We start from the raw sequence: 20,476 nt of genomic DNA, 5'->3' as shown, positions 1-20,476 counted from the left end.
GCCGCGGTCGACGATAGTGAGGGCTGACACCGAAAGATGTATCGAGCATCCAGGACGGCCGTGGACACCAGCAGCAACACCACCGACAACGACGCGGAACCCCACGACGCGAAGCCGCGACCGGCCGAGCCCGCCGCCCGGCAGACCGGATGGCGCCGCTGGGCCATGGACACCCGGCCGCTGCGCCGTCCGGCCTACCGGCGGCTCTGGTCGTCGACCGTCGTCACCGCCGTGGGCAGCCAGCTCACCGCCGTCGCCGTCCCCAAGCAGATCTACGACATCACCGGCTCCTCCGCCTGGGTCGGCTACGCGAGCCTCGCCGGCCTCCTGCCGCTGGTCGTCTTCGCGCTGTGGGGCGGCGCGGTCGCCGACAGCATGGACCGCCGCAAACTGCTCCTCGTCACCAACACCGGCGTCGCCGTCACCTCGCTGCTGTTCTGGATACAGGCGGCCACCGGACTCGGCTCGGTGCTCGTCCTGATGGTGCTGCTCGCCCTCCAGCAGGCGTTCTTCGGCCTCAACGCCCCCGCCCGTACCGCCTCCATCGCCCGCCTGGTCCCGCCGGAGGAACTGCCCGCGGCGAACGCGCTCGGCTCGACCGTCATGCAGGTCGGCCTGGTGGCGGGCCCGCTGCTCGCCGGCGCCCTGATCCCCGTGATCGGCCTGGCCGAGCTGTACCTCATCGACGCCCTCGCCCTGTGCGTCACCGTGTGGGCCGTGCACCGGCTCCCCGCGCTGCCGCCACTCGCCGCCTCGGCGGCCCGCCGCGCCGGACTGCGCGAGGTCGTCGCGGGCTTCCGCTACATCTCGCTGCACAAGGTGCTGCTGCTGTCCTTCCTCGCCGACATCGTCGCCATGGTCTTCGGCATGCCCCGGGCCCTCTTCCCGCAGCTCGCCTCCGAGACGTACGCGCCCTACGGCGAAGGACTCGCCCTCGGCCTGCTGTTCGCGGCGATCCCCGTCGGCGCCATGGCCGGCGGACTCCTGTCCGGCACGTTCTCGCGGGCCCGCCGGCACGGCTTCATGGTCATCGCCGCCGTGGTGGCCTGGGGCGTGGCGATCACCGGCTTCGGACTGAGCACCAGCCTCTGGGTGGCCGTCGCGTTCCTCGCCGCGGCCGGCGTCGCCGACATGGTCTCCATGGTCTTCCGCGGCGCCATCCTCCTGTCGGCGGCGACGGACGAGATGCGCGGGCGGATGCAGGGCGTCTTCACCGTCGTGGTCGCGGGCGGACCCCGCCTCGCCGACGTCCTGCACGGGACGGCCGGTTCACTGCTCGGGGCACGCACGGCCGTCGTCGCCGGCGGACTGCTGGTCGTGGCCACCACGCTGCTCCTGGCCTTCGTGACACCGGCGCTGCGCCGCTACGAGATGTGAGCCCGGCGGAGCGGGGCGCCCCGGCCGCCTCACGGGAGGTCGGCGGCCGAGTCCTCGGGAGCGAGGTCCGGACGGAGCCGGTGCCACGACGGCTGCCGCAGCAGCCCGGCGCGCGTACGGGTGCTGTAGCGCACCTCGCCGACCAGCAGCGGCAGCACCCAGCGCGCTCCCGGCGCGTGCGGCACCGGGTCGAAGGGGCAGGTGTCGCTCGCCGCCGCATGCAGGAGCCGGGCGAGCGCCGCCCGCTCGTCCTCGCTCCAGCCGGTGCCCACGCTGCCGACGTAGCGCAGCCGCCCGCCCTCGCGCTGTCCCACCAGAACGGCACCGGGCAGTCCGGTCAGCCTGCCGCGGCCCGGCGACCAGCCGCCGATGATCACGTCCGCGGTCAGCAGGTTCCGGATCTTGATCCAGGCCCGGGAGCGGACCCCGGGCTCGTAGACCGAGTCCAGCCGCTTGCAGACCAGCCCCTCCAGGCCGTTGTCGCGGGTGAGCTGCAGTGCCGCCTCCCCGTGGCCCACGATCGCGGACGGCGTGGACCAGGCGGGCCCGTCGAGGTCGAGCGACTCCAGCTCCCCGCGCCGGCGGGCGTAGGTGAGGTGCGTCAGGTCGTCGCCGCGCAGGTGCATCACGTCGAACAGCATCAGGTGGGCGGGCGCCTCCGCGGCCCGACGTGCCGCCATGGCCGGGGCGTGCGCGAGACCCATCCGCGACTGGAGCCGCTGGAAGTCACCACGCCCCCGCTCGTCCAGCACCAGGATCTCCCCGTCCAGGACCGCCGGCGTACTCCCGAGAGCCCCGCCCAGCGCCCCCAGTTCCGGGTAAGCGGCGGTGATGTCGTCCCCGGACCGGGCGCGCAGCAGCACGCTCCCGTCCCCGGGCAGGTAGACCACCACGCGCTGCCCGTCCTGCTTCGTCTCGTAGGCCCAGCGCGGGTCCTGTGCGGTGGGGGGCAGCACACCTGGAGTGGCGAGCATGGGGGCGATGCGCGGGAGTCTCACCCTTCAGTTGTCGACCGCCCGAGCGCGGTTCCACGCCCTTCACGCCGGTCTTTCCCCTGAACGGGGCCGCCGTCAGCCCTTGACGGCCCGTGCCATCAGCGTCTGCGGCCGAAGGCCGCGCCGGACGTCCAGCTCGCCCGGCACCCCGGTGCGTACGGCGGTGGCGAACTCCCGGCGCAGCACCGGCCGGCCCTCCTCGCTGTCGAGACCTGTGCTGTCGTACACGAGCGGCGGCTGCGCCCCGAACAGTTCGACGCGGGTGATGCCTTGCGAGACGTTCACCGCCCCGGAGAGCGAGGCCTGGCTGACCGCGCCGTTCTCGTGCTCGCAGGTGAGCTCGATCCAGTGGCGCGGGTCACCGGTGCCCCGGATGCCGGTGATCGGCCCGACCGCCGCGTCGAGCAGGTCCAGCAGATGCGGGCCGAGGTCAAGCAGCGCACCGTGTTCCAGCCGCCAGGAGGTCGCGAAGTCACCGCCGAGGAAGGCGCCGTGCACCAGGCAGGAGCGGGCCCCGCCACGTCCAGGCCGCGTGCGGCGCCGATGAACTCCCGGACGGCGGGGTGATAGCGGTTGGACAGCACGAGCTGGGAGACGACCCTGGCCTCCTCGACCGCGTCGGCGAGCCGCCGGGCCGAGGGCAGGTCGACGCCGAGGGGCTTCTCCAGCAGCAGCGCCCTGCCCGCCCGCGCGGCACGGAGGGCGAGGTCCGCCTGGACGGCCGGGGGCACGGCGAAGGCGACCGCCTCACAGCCGTCGAGCAGTTCCTCGAAGCTCGCCGCGACGGCGGCCCCGTACGGTGCGGCGGTCTCCCGGGCCGCCTCGGCGCGGCGCGCCCACACGCCGGTCAGCAGCGTCTCGGGCCCGGCGGCGAGCACGCGCGCGTGCACGGCCCGCGCCCAGGGGCCCGCGCCGACGAGCCCGACCCCCACCGGCGGGAAGGATCAGGCGGGCGGAGTGCCGTTCACGGGGAGTCCGTTCTGTCGTGGGGCGCGGGTGACGGAACTCCATCACGAGATGCCGCGTCCTGACCAGGGCCGGGAAGCCCGTCCGCCGCGGAGCCGCGCACGCCGGGGATCCGCACCTCGCGCCTCTGTCGCACAACAGGCGCACGGCGTCATCATTCGGTCATGGACCCCACTCACGACAAAGACGGCGTCGCGGACGCCCCCTCGCTCCCCGCACTGGCCGAGGACTGGCAGCGATGTCTCGCGGTCGCGGCGCACCCCGACGACCTGGAGTACGGCGCGGCGTGCGCGGTCGCCCGCTGGACGGCCCAGGGCAAGCAGGTCACCTACCTCCTCGCGACGCGCGGCGAGGCAGGAATCGACGCGCTGCACCCCGACCGGGCGAAGCCGCTGCGCGAGGCCGAGGAGCGGGCCGGCGCGCTCGAAGTCGGCGTCGGCACCGTCGAGTTCCTCGACCACCGCGACGGTGTCGTCGAGTACGGACTCGACCTGCGGCGCGACATCGTGCGGTCGCTGCGGCGCCACCGCCCCGAGGTCGTGGTCACCGGCGCGTTCTCCGTCCGGATGATCGGCGGCATGACCAACCAGGCGGACCACCGCGCCGTGGGCCTGGCCGCTCTCGACGCGGCACGGGACGCGGGCAACCGCTGGATCTTCCCGGAGCTGGAGGACGAGGGCCTCCAGCCGTGGAACGGCGTCCGCATGGTGTGCGTCGCGGGCGCCGAACGGCCCACCCACGGCGTGGACGTCACCGGTGAACCCCTGCGCCGGGGCATCGCCTCCCTGGAGGCCCACGCCGAGTACACCAAGGGACTGGGGGACCAGGCCTTCGAACCGGGCGCGTTCCTGACCTGGGTCGGCCGGACGGCCGGCCAGGCCCTCGGCGTCGAGTCGGCGGTCCTCTTCGACGTCCACCAGCTCATCCCCGACGGCCCGCCGCCCTGGGCGTGAACACGGGCCCCACGGCCGATCCGCCGGAGCACCAGCCCCCGCTCCGGCGGAACTTGACCTGATCGAGGGTTTCCCGCCGCCCCGAGACCCCTAGGCTGATCGGCGTTGATCACCGCCACCCCCAGGAGCGAACGTGACTCTGCCCCGTCAGCGGGCCTTCGGGCGCCCGGCCGTCCTCCGCCGGGAAGCCGTCGCCGCGGTCGTCCCCGTCGCCGTCGCGGCCCTGCTGGCCGCGGCCTCGCCCGCCGCTGCCGCCGGGGGAGCGCCCGGCGTGGGCGACCCCTACTTCACCCTCGCGGGCAACGGCGGCTACGACGTCCGCCACTACGCCCTGACCCTCGGCTACGACCCCGGCAGCCGCCACCTCGACGGCAAGGCGGTCGTCACCGCCCGCGCCACCCAGCGGCTCACCCGCTTCGACCTCGACCTCAAGGGACTGAAGGTCACCGGCGTGACGGTCGGCCACGACAAGGCCGCCTTCCGCCGGGACGGCCAGGAACTGGTGATCACCCCGAAGCACGCGCTGCGCGAGGGCCGGGAGTTCCGTGTCACCGTCACCTACGCCGGCACGCCCGGCCCGGTGACCGACCCCGACGGCTCACTGGACGGCTGGATCCCCACGGACGACGGGGCGTTCGTGGCGGGCGAACCGCAGGGGGCCATGACCTGGTTCCCGGGCAACAACCACCCCAAGGACAAGGCGTCCTACGACATCACCCTCACCGTGCCCGAGGGGCGCACCGCGGTCTCCAACGGCGTCCTGCTCGGCCGGCGGACCGCCCACGGCCGCACCACCTTCCGCTGGCGGCAGGCCGAGCCGATGGCCGCGTACCTGGCCACCGCGACGGTGGGCACGTTCGAGGTCGAGCGGTACAGGACCGCGGACGGGATCGAGGTCTACAACGCCGTCGACCCGCGCGAGGCGGCCGAGGCGGCACCCGTCCTCAAGAAGCTGCCGTCGGTACTGGCCTGGGAGAGCAAGCTGTTCGGCCCGTACCCCTTCCGCGCCGCCGGCGCCGTGGTCGACCACGCCCCGCGGGTCGGATACGCGCTGGAGACCCAGACCCGCCCCGTCTACGACCGCGCACCTGACCTCGGCACCCTCGTCCACGAGAGCGCGCACCAGTGGTTCGGCGACTCGGTCTCCCTGACCAGCTGGAAGGACATCTGGCTCAACGAGGGCTTCGCGACCTACGCCGAGTGGCTCTACGCCGAGCAGCACGGCGGCGAGAGCGCCCAGAAGGCCTTCGACGACCTGTACGCGCGCCCGGCGGCCGACGACCTGTGGGCGTTCGCCCCCGCCGACCCCGGCGACGGAGCCCACATCTTCGCGACCCCCGTCTACGCCCGCGGAGCCATGGCCCTGCACAAACTGCGCACCGCCGTCGGCGACCCGGTCTTCTTCCGCGTCCTGCGTACCTGGGCCGCCGACCACCGGGACGGCCACGGCACCACGGCGCAGTTCACGCGTCTCGCCGAGCGGCTGTCCGGCAAGGACCTCGACGCGCTGTTCCGCACCTGGATCGGCACGGCGGGCAAGCCGCAGCGGCCCTGAGGGACCGCCCGGCCGCGGCCCGCCGTCAGACGGGTCGCAGCCAGAGCGTCGCCAGCGGGGGCAGCGTCAGCCGCAGCGACGCCGGACGGCCGTGGCTCGGCTCCGGATCGGGCTTCAGCACACCGGAGTTGGTGACGTCGCTGCCGCCGTACCGGGCGAGGTCGGTGTTGAGGACCTCGTGCCAGGCGGGCACGTCGTCCGGCACCCCGAGCCGGAAGTCGTGCCGCACGACCGGGGAGAAGTTGCTGACGGCGAGCAGCGGGGAGCCGTCGGCGGCGTGGCGGAGGAAGGCGAACACGTTGTCCTCGGCCGCGTCGCCCACCACCCAGGAGAAGCCCGAGGGGTCGGTGTCGCGCTGCCACAGCGCCGGCTCGCCCTTGTAGCGGGCGTTGAGGTCGCGGACCAGGTCGCGGACCCCGCGGTGGTCGGGCTCGGCCTCGTACCCCGGGTCCAGCAGCCACCAGTCGGGCCCCTGGGCCTCCGACCACTCCCCGCCCTGAGCGAACTCCTGCCCCATGAACAGGAGTTGCTTGCCCGGGTGGGCCCACATGTAGCCCAGGTAGGCGCGTTCGTTGGCCCGCTGCTGCCACCAGTCGCCGGGCATCTTGGCCACGAGCGCCTGCTTGCCGTGCACGACCTCGTCGTGGGAGATGGGCAGCACGTAGTTCTCGCTGTACGCGTACACCATCGAGAAGGTCATCTCGTTGTGGTGGTACTTACGGTGCACCGGGTCCTTCGAGATGTAGACCAGCGAGTCGTGCATCCAGCCCATGTTCCACTTCAGCCCGAAGCCGAGGCCCCCGTCGGAGGTCGGCCGGGTGACACCGTTCCAGGCGGTCGACTCCTCGGCGATGGTGACCACGCCCGGGTTCCGCCGGTACACGGTGGCGTTCATCTCCTGGAGGAAGGAGACGGCGTGCGGGTCCTCGTTGCCGCCGTACATGTTCGGCGTCCACTGTCCGGGCTCGCGCGAGTAGTCGAGGTAGAGCATGGAGGCGACGGCGTCCACGCGCAGGCCGTCGATGTGGAACTCCTCGCACCAGTACACGGCGTTGGCGACGAGGAAGTTCCGCACCTCGCGGCGTCCGTAGTCGAATTCCAGCGTGCCCCAGTCGGGGTGCGCGGCCCGGTGGGGGTCGCCGTGCTCGTACAGCGGGGTGCCGTCGAACTGGGCCAGTGCCCAGTCGTCGCGCGGGAAGTGCGCGGGCACCCAGTCCATGAGCACGCCGATCCCGGCCCGGTGCAGGGCGTCGACCAGGTACTTGAAGTCGTCCGGGGTGCCGAGCCGGGAGGTCGGGGCGTAGAACCCGGTGATCTGGTAGCCCCAGGAACCGCCGAAGGGGTGCTCGGCGACCGGCATCAACTCGACGTGCGTGAACCCGAGTTCGGAGACGTACCGCGGAAGCTCCTCCGCCAGCTCGCGGTAGCTCAGGCCGGGCCGCCAGGAGGCCAGATGCACCTCGTACACCGAGAACGGGGCCTCGTGCACCGGGACGTCGCCGCGGTGCGCCATCCAGTCCTGGTCACCCCACTCGTACGCCGACTCCGTCACGATCGACGCGGTCGCCGGGGGCACCTCGGCACGCCGGGCCATCGGGTCGGCGCGCATCGTGTGCGTGCCGTCCGGGCGGGTGATGTCGAACTTGTACGCCGTTCCCGCCCCGATGCCGGGAAGGAACAGCTCCCACACTCCGGTGGAGCCGAGCGAGCGCATCGGGTACGCGGCGCCGTCCCAGTGGCAGAAGTCCCCGCACACCCTGACGCCCCGGGCGTTCGGCGCCCAGACCGTGAAGCGGGTGCCGACGACCCCCTCGTGGACCATCGGCTGCGCGCCCAGGGCCCGCCACAGCTCCTCGTGGCGCCCCTCGGCGATCAGGTGCAGGTCGAGTTCACCGAGGGCGGGCAGGAAGCGGTAGGGGTCCGCCACCTCGGACTCGTCGCCGTCGTAGGCCACGAGCAGCGTGTACGCGGGGACGGCGTCGAGAGGCAGGACGCCGGAGAACAGGCCGTCGCCCTCGTCGCGCAGCTCCGTGCGCTCCCCGTCGACCCGGACGGCCACCGTCCGGGCGTACGGGCGCAGGACGCGGAACCTGACGCCGCCCGGGACGGGGTGGGCGCCCAGCAGGGCGTGCGGGTCGTGGTGGGCACCCGACAGCAGCCGCGCGCGGTCCGTCGCGTCCATGGCCTCGGCCGGGCGGACGCCCGGGGTGCCGTGCCCGGGTCGCGGCGGTCCCGCCCGGGATGTCATGGCGGCGGGCTCCGGGGTCCCGGCCGACAGGACGGGAGCGGACGGATCGGGAACGACTGTGGTGTGGGGTGCCACGGCTCTTGGGCCTCCTTGAGCAGAGAGAAAGCGGGAACGAAAAAGGGGCGCGCGCTACTGCCGCCGGGGGTTGAGCGGCGTCTCGGCGAGCCGGGTGATCGCCGCCATCGGCACGGGCAGCCAGTCGGGCCGGTGCCGGGCCTCGTACAGCACCTCGTAGACCGCCCGGTCCGTCTCGTACGCCCGCAGCACCTCGGGTTCCTCCCGGGGGTCCCAGCGTGCCTCGGCGGCATAGCCCGCGCAGTACGCCTCGCGGCAGCGCTGGGCCCATTCCGGCCGCCACGGGCGCCGGGAGCGGGCCGCGTAGTCGAAGGAGCGCAGCATGCCCGCGACGTCGCGGGCGGGGGACTGGGCGCGCCGGCGCTCGGCGAGCGGACGGGCCGGTTCGCCCTCGAAGTCGATCACGAACCACCGCCGCCCGGTCCGCAGCACCTGGCCGAGGTGGAGGTCGCCGTGGATCCGCTGGGCGGGACGGGCGGTGTCGAGGCGCGCGAGCGCGTCGTACGCGCTCTGCAGCCCGGGCACGTACGGCAGCAGCGCGGGGACGGAACGGGCGGTGGCGTGCAGGCGTTCGGTCATCGCCTCCGCCAAGCGCCTGTTGTGGCGCCGGGTCGGGGTGTCGAGGGGGAAGGCCTTGGCGAGCGCCAGGTGCACCTCGGCCGTGGCCCGTCCGAGCGCGTACGCCTCCTGGGTGAAGTCCCGTTCCGAGCTGAGCGTCTCCAGCGCCAGTGCCCAGCCGTCGGTGGCGTCGCGCAGGTACGGCTGGAGGACACCCAGCGTCGCCTGCTCGGGGTGCGAGGTCTGGAACCAGGCGGCCGGCGCGGGCACCCGCGTGCAGCCCTGCCGGGCCAGCGACGCGGGCACCTCCAGGTCCGGGTTGACGCCCGGCTGGATGCGGCGGAACACCTTCAGGATGAAGGAGTCGCCGTACACCAGTGAGGTGTTGGACTGCTCGGCGTCCAGCAGGCGCGGGGCCAGCCCGTGGGGCAGCGGCACCCGGGTGTCCCGTTCGAAGCGCAGCGGGCCCGCCGTCCCCGGGTGGCGCAGCCGCTCCAGCAGCAGCCCCGCGGCCTCGGAGTCCTGGAGCGCGTCGTACACCATGAGGCCGGCCAGCGGACCCTCGTCGGCCCGCCCGATGACGGCGTGCGCCAGCTTGGGCGGCAGGAACTCCCGCACGCCCAGGAGCAGCTGGTAGCAGTCGTCGGGCGGGGGAGAGGTGCCGGGTCCGCGACCGGCCGGCGGGCCCTCGTGCTCGGCCCGTACCAGAAGATGCAGACAGCCCGGGTGCAACTCGGTCACCGACAGCAGGGTCAGGTCCGTGATGGTCCGGCCCTTCCCCGCGAACCAGCGCTGCCGCGGCAGCCATGCGTGCAGCAGCTCGGCGAGCGAGCTGAGCAGCGGGGCGCGATCGAGGCTGCTCGGTCTTTGCAGTGCAATCTTCGGCATGGCGACGCGTCCTTTCAGATGTACACGATCAAGAACGCCGGATGACGCGGGAGGAGAGGGCCCGGAGCCGGAACCAGTAGAAGCCGTGGCCCGCCAGCGTCAGCAGGTACGGCAGCTCGCCGATGGCCGGGAAGCGCACCCCGCCGATCAGCTCGACCGGGTGCCGCCCGTCGAACTCCCGCAGGTCCAGCTCGGTCGGCTGTGCGAAGCGGGAGAAGTTGTGCACGCACAGGACGAGGTCGTCCTTGTACTCGCGCAGGAACGCGATGACGGCCGGGTTGGTGGAGGGGAGTTCGGTGTAGGAACCGAGGCCGAACGCCTTGTTCTGCTTGCGGATCTCGATCATGCGCCGGGTCCAGTGGAGCAGGCTGGAGGGGCTGCTCATGGACGCTTCGACGTTGGTGACCTGGTAGCCGTAGACCGGGTCCATGATCGTCGGCAGGGAGAGGCGGCCGGGGTCACAGGTGGAGAAGCCCGCGTTGCGGTCCGGGGTCCACTGCATGGGGGTGCGGACGGCGTCGCGGTCGCCGAGCCAGATGTTGTCGCCCATGCCGATCTCGTCGCCGTAGTAGAGGATCGGCGAGCCGGGCAGGGACAGCAGCAGCGCGGTGAACAGTTCGATCTGGTTGCGGTCGTTGTCCAGCAGCGGGGCGAGGCGCCGCCGGATGCCGATGTTGGCGCGCATGCGCGGGTCCTTGGCGTACTCCGCGTACATGTAGTCGCGTTCCTCGTCGGTGACCATCTCCAGGGTCAGCTCGTCGTGGTTGCGCAGGAAGATGCCCCACTGGCAGTTCGAGGGGATGGCGGGGGTCTTGGCGAGGATTTCGGAGACGGGGTAGCGCGACTCGCGGCGGACGGCCATGAAGATGCGGGGCATCACCGGGAAGTGGAAGGCCATGTGGCACTCGTCGCCGCCGGCGGCGTAGTCGCCGAAGTAGTCGACGACGTCCTCCGGCCACTGGTTGGCCTCGGCCAGCAGCACGGTGTCCGGGTAGTGGGCGTCGATCTCGGTGCGGACCCGCTTGAGGAACTCGTGGGTCGCGGCCAGGTTCTCGCAGTTCGTGCCCTCCTCCGTGAAGAGGTAGGGGACCGCGTCCAGCCGGAACCCGTCGATGCCGAGGTCCAGCCAGAACCGCAGGGCCGCCAGGATCTCCTCCTGGACCCGTGGGTTCTCGTAGTTGAGGTCGGGCTGGTGGGAGAAGAAGCGGTGCCAGAAGTACTGCTTGCGGACGGGGTCGAAGGTCCAGTTGGATGCTTCGGTGTCGACGAAGATGATGCGGGCGTCCTGGTACTGCTTGTCGTCGTCGGCCCAGACGTAGTAGTCGCCGTAGGGGCCGTCGGGGTTGTTGCGGGACTCCTGGAACCACGGGTGCTGGTCGCTGGTGTGGTTCATGACGAAGTCGATGATGACGCGCATGCCGCGCTGGTGGGCGGCGTCGACGAACTCCACGAAGTCGGCGAGGTCGCCGAACTCGGGCAGTACGGCGGTGTAGTCGCTGACGTCGTAACCGCCGTCGCGCAGCGGTGACTTGAAGAAGGGCGGCAGCCAGAGGCAGTCGACGCCGAGCCACTGGAGGTAGTCGAGTTTGCTCGTGAGGCCCTTGAGGTCACCTACGCCGTCGCCGTTGCTGTCCTGGAAGGAGCGGACTAGGACCTCGTAGAAGACGGCTCGTTTGAACCATTCGGGGTCGCGGTCCTTGGCGGGGGTGTCCTCGAAGGTGTCCGGGACGGGTTCGTTGACGATCATGTGGTGACCGACCCTCCGATCTGCGATGAGGACGGGCGCAGGGCGGTGCCGTGCTCATCCGGGGAGTCGTGGTTCTCAGCCTCCCGGCCCACGGCGAGGACATGCGCACCGCCGGGGGCCAGCCGCACGTAGTTCGTGCTGCCCCAGTGGTAGGTCTCGCCGGTGAGCTCGTCGTGCACGGGCACCGTCTCGTGCCAGTCCAGGCCGAGTTGCGGCATGTCCAACGAGACCGTGGCCTCCTGGGTGTGGTGAGGGTCGAGGTTCGCCACCACGAGAACCGTGTCCGAGCCGTCGCGCTTGCTGTACGCGATCAGCGCGTCGTTGTCCGCCCGGTGGAAGCGCAGGTTGCGCAGCCGGCGCAGGGCGCCGTGCGAGCGCCTGATCCGGTTCAGCCGGGCGATCAGCGGGGCGATCGTCCGGCCGTCCCGCTCGGCGGACTCCCAGTCGCGGGGCCGGAGCTGGTACTTCTCGGAGTCCAGGTACTCCTCGCTGCCCGCGCGGACGGGGGTGTTCTCGCACAGCTCGTAGCCGGCGTAGACACCCCACGCGGGGGAGAGGGTCGCGGCGAGCACCGCCCGCACCTCGAAGGCGGGGCGCCCGCCGTGCTGGAGGTAGGCCGGGAGGATGTCGGGGGTGTTCACGAAGAGGTTGGGCCGCATGTACGCGGCCGACTCGCCCGACAGCTCGGTCAGGTACTCCGTGAGTTCCTGGCGGGTGTTGCGCCAGGTGAAGTAGGTGTACGACTGCTGGAAGCCCACCGCGGCCAGCCGGTTCATGACCGCGGGCCGGGTGAACGCCTCGGCCAGGAAGATCACGTCGGGGTCGGCGCGGTTGACGTCCGCGATGACCTGCTCCCAGAACACCACCGGCTTGGTGTGCGGGTTGTCCACCCGGAAGATCCGCACGCCGTGGTCCATCCAGTGCCGCAGGACGCGCACGGTCTCCTCGACCAGGCCCGGCATGTCCCGGTCGAAGGCGATCGGGTAGATGTCCTGGTACTTCTTCGGCGGGTTCTCCGCGTACGCGATGGTCCCGTCCGGACGGTGCTGGAACCACTCGGGGTGCTTCTCGACCCACGGGTGGTCGGGGGAGCACTGGAGCGCGAAGTCCAGGGCCACCTCCAGACCGAGGCCCGAGGCCCGCCGTACGAAGGCGTCGAAGTCCTCGATCGTGCCCAGGTCCGGGTGGACGGCGTCGTGGCCGCCCTCCGGCGAGCCGATCGCCCACGGCACGCCCACGTCCTGCCGGCTGGCCGAGAGGGTGTTGTTCGGGCCCTTGCGGAAGGTGGTGCCGATCGGGTGGATCGGCGGCAGGTAGACGACGTCGAAGCCCATCTCCGCGATCGCGGGCAGCCGCTCGGCGGCCGTGCGGAACGTCCCGCTGACCGGCGGCTCGCCCGGCCGGACCACGGCGCCCTCGGAGCGCGGGAAGAACTCGTACCAGGCGCCGTACAGGGCCCGTTCGCGCTCCACGAGCAGGGGCATGGGCTCCGTACGGGTGAGCCGGTCGCGCAGGGGGTGGGCGGCGAGGACGGCGTCCACCTCGGGGGTCAGCGCGTCCGACAGGCGTGCTTCCGCCGGCCTGGAGTCGTCGCGCAGCGTCCGCGCGGCGACCTTGAGCGTCCGGCGGGCGGCGCCCCGCGGGGCCCCGGCGGCGGCCCGCTCGAACAGCGCGGCACCTTCGTCCAGGATCAGCGGGATGTCGATGCCGGCGGGGACCTTTATCCCCGCGGCGTGCCGCCAGGCGGCGATGGGATCGCTCCACGCCTCCACGCGGTACGTCCACGCGCCGGCCGCCTCGGGGGTGACCTCGGCTCCCCATCGGTCGGAGCCCGGGGCGAGTTCGCGCATCGGGGTCCAGGGGCCCTCCCGGCCGTCCGGTCCGCTCAGCACGACGTTGGCCCCGACCGCGTCGTGGCCCTCACCGAAGAGGGTGGCGGTGACCTGGAAGGTCTCGTCCACGACGGCTTTCGCCGGCCGGGTGCCGCGGTCGACGACGGGCCGCACATCCACGATCGGGATGCGGCCGGTGGCCGGGTTGCCTTCCAGGTCCATGGGGTTCGCCTCCGCCGTCCTCAAGCACACGCCTGCGGTTGAGAGCTGCATCGGAAAGCCCGGCCGTGCAGCGGGGTTCTGTCGTTGTCGTCATCCACCGAGTGCCGGGCTGACGCCGCGGCTCTGCTTGCTCGCGCCACCGTGGGGCCGGCCGCTCATGTGGTGGAGGGCCTTGGCCGCCGTGTGGGGGCGCAGGTAGCGTTCGGCGGCGTCGGCGGCCTCACGGGCGCAACGCTCGCCCATCAGCACGCACAGGGTGTACGCCGTGTTCTCGAACTTCCCCCGCACCGTGTGGTCGGCGGGGGCCGCGAGCAGCAGGCGTTCCCACGCCCGGTATCGCTCAAGATGCAGGGCGACCTCGGCTTTTGCGGGTAGCAACATCTCGCTGGTCACCTTCCCACTTGTCGACTGCGCACGGCTCGTCCAGGGTTTGCCCGAAGGGTCGTGCACGGAGAGGAACCGGTTCGTCACAGCACCGGAGCCCTCCCCCATGGTGCACGGGACACCCGCGAGCGTCTTGTTGGCTCTTCAACGAAAAAACCGGGGCCGGTTCTCGAGTTGCACGAACGGGCTAGCGCTCCCACCCTGAGAGTGACTCAGGAGCGATCACTGCTCACGCTTCGTGTTCGGGGCTCGGCCCGTCAGGGCGGTGGGAGAAGCGAGAGCTTCGCCGGTGAGGAGCCAACGACGATGAACGCTGTAGTGCCCTGCTACTACCACCTCGACGTGGAGGTCAGCCCGGAAAAGGTCGGGCAGGTCAGGCGTATCCTGGCCGCCCATCTCCGGTACTGGAACCTGGAGATTCTCGTCGAGTCCGTCTGTCAGTGCGCGGAAGCTCTGCTGCACACGATCGACCGCCACGCGACGGACAAGAACACCTCCATCGAGATGTGGTGGAACGGTCAGCACCTGATCACCGCCATCTCGGACAACAACCAGGACATCCGCCCGCACTACGCGCCGCAGGGGTGCCTGGCCCGGATCGCCGCGCTGAGCGACGGCTGGGGCTGCTGCGCCACCGGTGTCGGCGGCAAGATCATCTGGTTCGCCCGGCGCGTGCAGGCGTCCGAACGCGCACCGCTGGTGCCCGCCGCGCCTTCGCCCGCCCTTCTGGAGGCGCTTCAGGCCCCCCGCGAGATGCCGGTGCCGGCCCTGGTCGGCCCGACGAGCGAGATCCCGCTCGAAGCGGAGACCGAGCGCGCCGACGGCCCGGCGCCGGACGAGGCCGAGCACCGGCCGGCGCACCGTCCGCGAGTTCCCGTGTGACGCGCGCACGTGTGCCGGATCTCCCCGTGACACACGTTCTCCCCGCGCCCTTTCGGTGCCCCACCGGGCCGCGGCCTGCTCCGGCAGCCGCGGCCGGGTGGCGTCCGGAACCGGCCCGGCTCCAAGGATCGGCGCACCCTGAAGTCTCCCCGGGCAGCGGGTACTTGACTTGAAGTGCGCTCCAGGATCCAGACTCCCCGTCAGGTCCGCGAACGCCGGGCCGGCAGGGAGGGCACACCCATGAGGTACCGCACGATCGGCACCGACCCGGCGACCCGCCGCGAGGTGAGCGTGCTGGCGCTCGGCGCGATGCTGTTCGGCTCGATGACGGACGAGAAGACCTCGTTCGCCGTCCTGGACCGCTACGTCGAGGCCGGCGGAAACTTCATCGACACCTCCGACAACTACGCCTACTGGGTGGACGGCGGCCAGGGCGGCCAGAGCGAGACCCTGCTCGGGCGGTGGCGGCGCAGCCGCGGAGTCGGGGACGAGATCGTCATCGCGACCAAACTCGGCGCCCGCCCGCTCGCCCCCGGCACCGGCTTCGTCGACAACCCGGAGGGACTGTCCGCGAAGGTGATCAGGGAAGCGGCCGAACGGAGCAGGGAACGGCTCGGCACGGACCGCCTCGACCTGCTGTACGCGCACATCGAGGACCGGACCGTCTCGCTGCGGGAGACCGTCGAGGGCTTCGCCGGGCTGGTGGCCGAGGGGACCGTCGGGCTGCTCGGGGTGAGCAACCACGCCGCCTGGCGGGTGGAGCGGGCGCGGGCGATCGCCGCCGCGGCGGGACTGCCCGGCTACGAGGTGCTGCAGTACCAGCACAGCCTGCTCCGGCCGCGCACCGACGTGCCCGACGGGCTCTTCCCCGAGGGAAGCCTCGGCGGTGCCACCCCGGACCTCCTCAGCTACCTGCGTGCCGAGCCCGGCCTGACCCTCGTGGCCTACTCACCCCTGCTGGGCGGTGCCTACACGCGGGACGACAAGCCCCTGCCGTCCGACTACGACCACCCCGGCACGCCCGCCCGCCTCGCGGTGCTGCGGGACGTCGCGAAGGAGACCGGGGCGACGGTCAACCAGGTCGTCCTCGCCTGGCAGATCGGCGGCACGCTGCCCGTGATCCCGCTCGCCGGTGCCTCCTCGGTGGCCCAGCTGGAGGAGAACCTGGCCGCCGTCGACCTGGAACTGACACCGGAGCAGCGCGCCCGGCTGGACGCGGCGCACTGACCGGCCGGGGCGCCGACGGGAGCGTGTCGGGGAGACGGCACGCACGCCCGGCGCGGCGCCCTCAGCGCTTCCTGGTCCGTCCGGTGCGGCACGTGGTGAGCAGCAGAGCGATGTCGTCCGGCCGCTCCGTGGCGTGCCGGGCCTCCTCGGTGAGCCGGTTGGCGGTGCCCGCGAGCGAGGGGGCGCCGGGCCGCGAGCGCGGGCCGCCCGCCTGGGAGAGGGCGGTCCGCAGGTTCGCGATGCCGTCGTCGATGTCGTGGCCCGGCCTCTCGACCAGTCCGTCGGTGTACAGCGCCAGCACGGCGTCCGGTTCCAGGAGCAGGTCCGTCACCGGGTAGACGGCACCGGGGTCCACCCCGAGCACCACCCCGCCGGGCAGGTCCAGCACCTCTGTACGGCCGTCGGGGTGACGCAGCAGGGGCTGCGGGTGACCCGCCCGGGCGGCCCGGGCACGCCCGGTGCCCGGATCCAGCCTCACGTAGCAGCAGCTCGCGAACTGTCCGGGGTCCAGGTCGATGAGCAGCCGGTTGGTGCCGCTCATCACCTCGTCCGGGGGCTGGTCGCCGAGCGCGAACGCCCGCACGGCGCTGCGCAGTTGGCCCATGGTGGCCGCTGCCTGCACTCCGTGTCCCTGCACGTCGCCGATGACCAGGGCGAGCCCGTCGCCCGCCTCCACGACGTCGTACCAGTCGCCGCCCACGTCCATCCCCTTGGTGCCCGGCAGATAGCGGCCCGCCGTCTCCACCAGGGGGTGCGCGGGCAGCCGGTGCGGCAGCAGCGCCTCCTGCAGCCCCCGGGCGAGGGCCGCCTCCGTGTCGTAGCGCCGGGCCCGCTCCAGGGCCTGGGCGATCAGTCCGGCCAGGGCGGTCAGTACCGCCCGTTCCTCGGTGCTGAAGGGGCGGGGGCGGTCGAAGCCCAGGATGCAGGAGCCGACCGGCCGGCCCGAGGCGATCAGCGGCAGGAACGCCCGGGCTCCCTCCGTGGCGTCCAGGGGGATGTCCGGGTACGCCTCCGCCAGCTGCGGCATGGACTCGAAGAACAGCGGACGTCCACTGGTGAGCGTGTCGACCCCCGGCAGGTGGGTGTCGAGACCGACACCGTCGAAGGGCGCGAGGAAGCCCTTCGGGAAGCCCGTCTCCCACGCGAGGTAGAGATGGCGCTCCTGCAGCAGGTAGATGGCCAGGCGCCGGCCGCCGAAGGCGGGCAGCAGCTCGCGCATCACGACCTCGGACACCTGGCGCGCGGTCACCGCCTCGGTCAGCGCGATGGCGAGGACGATCGGACGGTACAGCGGCGCGGTCGAGGTGATCCCCTCCGTGGTCCCGTCGCCGGTGATCTCGTCGGCGGTGAGCTGGCGGGCGTCCACCGGCGCGGACTGCGCGGCGGAGGCGCCCCCCACCGGCACCACCTTGCAGGCGAGGCTGTCCGGGCCCGGATGGACCGACAGGGTGAGCCACTCGCCCTCGTCCGGCGCCGCAGGACGCCGGCCGGGGTCCCCCGAGGGGCGTCTGACCTGGAAGTGCACCGCCCCCGGCGACAGCAGCGCGCCGCGCAGATGATCCTCGTACCGGGGGCGGTCGAGCCACGGAACGGCCTCCCACAGCGACCGCCCGAGCAGCTCCGTCCGCGGCCTGCCGAGCAGCTGGGCGGCGCGCGGATTGACGTACGTGATCATCCCGAGCCGGTCGAGCGCGAACACGCCCTCCGTGAGCAGGTCGGCGGCCTCGGCGGCGGCCGGGCCCGGCCCGGGGTCGATGACGAGCCCGTTCACGCGGTGCGCGCGCGACGCCTTGCCGGGGGTCCCGCCGGGCGTCCACAGCTCCAGCAGGCGCCGGCCCCCCGCCACCCCGCGCACCGTCAGCGGGAGCGCCGGGGGACGCCCGGTGGCCGTCTCGCGCAGGGCGGCCAGCAGCCGGCCCGCGTCGTCGGGCGTCAGCGCCCGCGCCAGCGCCTCCGGCGTTCCGGGGAAGTCCTCGGGGTCGACGCGCAGCAGGTCCCACAGCGCGTCGTCCCCGGTCACCATGGCGTTCGCCGGATCCCAGGTGAACCGGCCGAAGCGGGCCGGGGACGCGCCGAGGGCGGGCGGCCGCACGCACAGCGGCTCGCTGTCCCAGGTCAGCCCGGGATGCTCGTCCTCCAGCGACAGCAGCGCGGTCCCCAGCCCTTCCGCCACCGCGGTCATCCGGTCGAGGTCCAGCACCGCCTCGGGCGGGTCCGGGACGGAAGGGTGCAGCACGGTCAGTACCCCGAAGCACGTCGACGCGCCCACCACGGGCACGTACGCCGAGCCGAACTGGAACGGCAGGCCCGCGGCGAGCTGCGGGTAGCGCCGCATGGTCTCCGTGGCGTCCGCGAGCAGGACGTCGGTGCCGAGCCGGTGGGCATCGGCCGCCGGGAAGGGCCGGTCCACGTGGATGCGCCACCAGGGGCGGAACAGCGATCCCGGCAGTCCGGCGAGCACGGCCAGCTTGAGCAGCCCGGGGGTGCGCGAGCGCAGGTACACGCCGCCCGCGTAGCCGCCGACCGCCTGGATCGAATCGGCCACGGCGCGGTGGAGCAGCGCGGCCAGCCGTTCCTGCGCCCGCTCCGTACGGTCGGCGCTCCCAGTCATCGGTCTGTCCTCGTCCGCGCAGCACGCACCTGGTCGGTAACACAGCCAGAATGCGCTCCCCGGACCCGCCCCCGCACCTCGGCGCCGCCGGGGGCACGCCGTCCGGACCACCGCGGGTCGGCGACGCGCGGCGAGGGCAGGCCTCAGGGGCGGCGGTACAGGGTGATGGAGTGGCCGACCTCCTCCACGGGCCTGCTGGTGGCGATCAGCTCGGCGAGCCGGCCCTTCGCCTTCGCCGCCGCGGAGTCGGAGACCACGAGCAGACCGTGCACGGAGGCCGTGGGCACCTTGCGCGGGTCGGACGCCCGGATCCCGTAGTGGGAGGGTACTCCGCTGCCCTTGTAGACCAGCCAGACCCGCTCGCCCGCGTGCCGGTCGCGGAGCCGGTCGGCGAGCCGTCCCAGGTCCTGGCCCCAGTCGACGTTCGAGTCGTGCAGCCGCAGATGGGTCGCGGAGGGCCCGCCGAACGCCTCGTTGGAGTACGGCAGGTAGTACGGGTACGTCAGCAGCGAGCTCACGGCGGCGAACGCCACGAGGGCCCCCGTCACCAGGCGCGCCCGTCGCCCGCGCCAGAGGGTCACGGAGGCGGCCGCGACCGCGAGGAACACCGGCACGAAGATCGCGTACCGGACGCCCAGGTCACGGGAGCCGAGCATGGCCGCCGCGAGCAGGACCGCCGGACAGGCGAGCACGTACGGGGCCGCGGCCCGCATCCGCGGTACGGCCAGGAGGGCGACGGCACCGGCCGACCAGAGGGCGAGCGCGCCCAGCGGCGTCTTGATCAGCAGTGCCACCGGCAGGTAGTACCAGAGGGACCCACGGTAGTGCCGGCCGAGCAGGAAGCCCTCCCAGGCCGCGTACTCGAAGCCGAACTGGACGCGCAGGCCGTCCCGGTACGGCCGCGGGAACGGCAGCAGGTCCGTGACCAGCCCCCGGGTCCCGCGGATGTCCGGTACACCGGCCGGCGCCGACCACCGCAGCCGCGGATCGACGGCGAGGTAGGCGGCCCACACCACGGCCACGACGACCAGCACCACACCGGCCGCCGCCACGACCCCCCGCCCCAGCAGCCGGGCCCGCGGCCTTACGCCGGACCTGCGGTCCCGGTACGCGACGCACACCGACCAGCCCACCAGGCACAGCACCACCGGCACGGCCGCGAGCATGCTCATCCTCGTGGCCACGGCCGCGCCCAGTGCCGCGCCGGCGAACGGCAGGTACAGCGCCGGACGCCGCCGCGCCCGCCACACCAGCCAGACCGAGGTCAGCAGGAAACCGGCGGCCGGCACGTCCAGGGTGGCCAGCGATCCGTGAGCGATGAGGTCGGGCGAGAACGCGTACAGCGTCAGTGCCGCAGATCCGCCCCAGGGACCGGTGAGATCACGGGCGAAGGCGAACACCACCAGCCCGAACAGCAGCGTCAGGACGATCACCGGCAGCCGCGCCCACAGCAGCAGCCGCCCGGGATCGTTGCCCGACTCGTACAGCAGATGCCGGCCCAGTGCCGTCTGGTCACCGGTGAAACCGGGGTCGAGGTGCGGACGGGCGAACACCAGCCCCGAGGCGATGATCAGCTTGCCCAGCGGCGGGTGCTCCGGGTTGTAGCGCAGGCTGTGCTGCTGCGCGTAGACCACGGCGGTGCCCGCGTACACCGGCTCGTCGATGGTCGGCGTCTGCCGTACGGCCGTCGAGACCATCGCGAACGCCATCTGGGCCAGCAGGGCGACCACCACCAGCGGCAGCAGCCATCGCCGCTGCCGTCGCGGCCCGACCCGTCCGGCCGAGGGGGAGTCCCGCACCCCGGCCGGGCCGGTCCGCCCGGCGCCGGGGCCGAGCACCGGCGCCGCGTCCTGTGCCGTCACGCGGGCACCCCGGCGAGCGTTCCGGCCATGCCGCCACTTCCTCTGTCCGCCACGCACGACGACCTCACGGCCCCACCCTTCCGCCCTCCCTTGG

Annotated in this window: 13 protein-coding genes and 1 pseudogene; 5 read left to right on the top strand and 9 right to left on the bottom strand. The window is 72.8% G+C overall.

Annotated features, from left to right (window positions below):
* Positions 1 to 36: 36 nt before the first annotated feature.
* Complete coding sequence (locus ACFYQQ_RS12940; protein ID WP_388904480.1) at positions 37 to 1,377, top strand: MFS transporter; 1,341 nt, start codon at positions 37 to 39, stop codon at positions 1,375 to 1,377.
* A gap of 29 nt (positions 1,378 to 1,406) precedes the next feature.
* Here the strand turns inward: ACFYQQ_RS12940 and ACFYQQ_RS12935 are convergent, their stop codons facing one another.
* Together ACFYQQ_RS12935 and ACFYQQ_RS12930 are read right to left on the bottom strand one after the other, a co-directional pair.
* Positions 1,407 to 2,375 carry an ATP-dependent DNA ligase gene (locus tag ACFYQQ_RS12935; protein ID WP_355794511.1) on the bottom strand — a complete coding sequence of 323 codons (969 nt, stop codon included), beginning with the start codon at positions 2,373 to 2,375 and terminating at the stop codon, positions 1,407 to 1,409.
* A 72-nt stretch (positions 2,376 to 2,447) separates the two neighbouring features.
* Positions 2,448 to 3,304: pseudogene (locus tag ACFYQQ_RS12930) on the bottom strand (Gfo/Idh/MocA family protein).
* Between the two features lie 198 nt (positions 3,305 to 3,502).
* Here ACFYQQ_RS12930 and ACFYQQ_RS12925 point away from each other — a divergent pair.
* Positions 3,503 to 4,291 (top strand): PIG-L deacetylase family protein, encoded by a 789-nt coding sequence (locus ACFYQQ_RS12925; protein ID WP_356164076.1) that lies wholly within the window; start codon positions 3,503 to 3,505, stop codon positions 4,289 to 4,291.
* Between the two features lie 133 nt (positions 4,292 to 4,424).
* Positions 4,425 to 5,846: a M1 family metallopeptidase gene (locus tag ACFYQQ_RS12920; RefSeq protein WP_388904477.1), complete on the top strand. Its 1,422-nt coding sequence runs from the start codon at positions 4,425 to 4,427 to the stop codon at positions 5,844 to 5,846.
* A gap of 25 nt (positions 5,847 to 5,871) precedes the next feature.
* Here ACFYQQ_RS12920 and glgB read toward each other — a convergent pair whose 3' ends face one another.
* From glgB to ACFYQQ_RS12895, 5 genes are all read right to left on the bottom strand, one after another.
* Positions 5,872 to 8,169, bottom strand: coding sequence for a 1,4-alpha-glucan branching enzyme (gene glgB, locus ACFYQQ_RS12915; RefSeq protein WP_388904475.1), 2,298 nt, complete (start codon positions 8,167 to 8,169; stop codon positions 5,872 to 5,874).
* 54 nt (positions 8,170 to 8,223) lie between these two features.
* Positions 8,224 to 9,615, bottom strand: a complete 1,392-nt coding sequence (locus ACFYQQ_RS12910) for a phosphotransferase (RefSeq protein ID WP_356243534.1) — start codon at positions 9,613 to 9,615, stop codon at positions 8,224 to 8,226.
* 28 nt (positions 9,616 to 9,643) lie between these two features.
* Positions 9,644 to 11,362: a maltose alpha-D-glucosyltransferase gene (gene treS / locus ACFYQQ_RS12905; protein ID WP_388904473.1), complete on the bottom strand. Its 1,719-nt coding sequence runs from the start codon at positions 11,360 to 11,362 to the stop codon at positions 9,644 to 9,646.
* The gene (locus ACFYQQ_RS12900) at positions 11,359 to 13,416 is read right to left on the bottom strand and encodes an alpha-1,4-glucan--maltose-1-phosphate maltosyltransferase (protein WP_388904471.1); all 2,058 of its coding nucleotides are present in this window, start codon (positions 13,414 to 13,416) and stop codon (positions 11,359 to 11,361) included. The genes treS and ACFYQQ_RS12900 overlap by 4 nt, the downstream gene beginning before the upstream one ends.
* Positions 13,417 to 13,506: 90 nt before the next feature.
* A complete protein-coding gene (locus tag ACFYQQ_RS12895) occupies positions 13,507 to 13,797 on the bottom strand; it encodes a DUF5133 domain-containing protein (protein ID WP_355793953.1) in 291 nt (96 codons plus the stop codon).
* A gap of 309 nt (positions 13,798 to 14,106) precedes the next feature.
* Between ACFYQQ_RS12895 and ACFYQQ_RS12890 the strand changes: the two genes are divergently transcribed.
* Complete coding sequence (locus ACFYQQ_RS12890) at positions 14,107 to 14,682, top strand: pep a2 (protein ID WP_355793954.1); 576 nt, start codon at positions 14,107 to 14,109, stop codon at positions 14,680 to 14,682.
* Between the two features lie 240 nt (positions 14,683 to 14,922).
* A complete protein-coding gene (locus ACFYQQ_RS12885; RefSeq protein WP_388904468.1) occupies positions 14,923 to 15,909 on the top strand; it encodes an aldo/keto reductase in 987 nt (328 codons plus the stop codon).
* Positions 15,910 to 15,970: 61 nt separating this feature from the next.
* Here the strand turns inward: ACFYQQ_RS12885 and ACFYQQ_RS12880 are convergent, their stop codons facing one another.
* Both ACFYQQ_RS12880 and ACFYQQ_RS12875 read right to left on the bottom strand, forming a co-directional pair.
* Positions 15,971 to 18,520: a SpoIIE family protein phosphatase gene (locus tag ACFYQQ_RS12880; protein ID WP_356175221.1), complete on the bottom strand. Its 2,550-nt coding sequence runs from the start codon at positions 18,518 to 18,520 to the stop codon at positions 15,971 to 15,973.
* Positions 18,521 to 18,663: 143 nt separating this feature from the next.
* On the bottom strand, positions 18,664 to 20,382 hold the full coding sequence (locus ACFYQQ_RS12875) for a phospholipid carrier-dependent glycosyltransferase (protein WP_388904465.1): 1,719 nt from the start codon (positions 20,380 to 20,382) through the stop codon (positions 18,664 to 18,666).
* Between the last annotated feature and the right edge of the window lie 94 nt (positions 20,383 to 20,476).

This window comes from Streptomyces sp. NPDC005496 (assembly GCF_042872045.1).
Lineage (GTDB): Bacteria > Actinomycetota > Actinomycetes > Streptomycetales > Streptomycetaceae > Streptomyces.
Note: the sequence above shows the minus strand (reverse complement) of the source record. Positions and strands in the feature narration are given on the sequence as shown.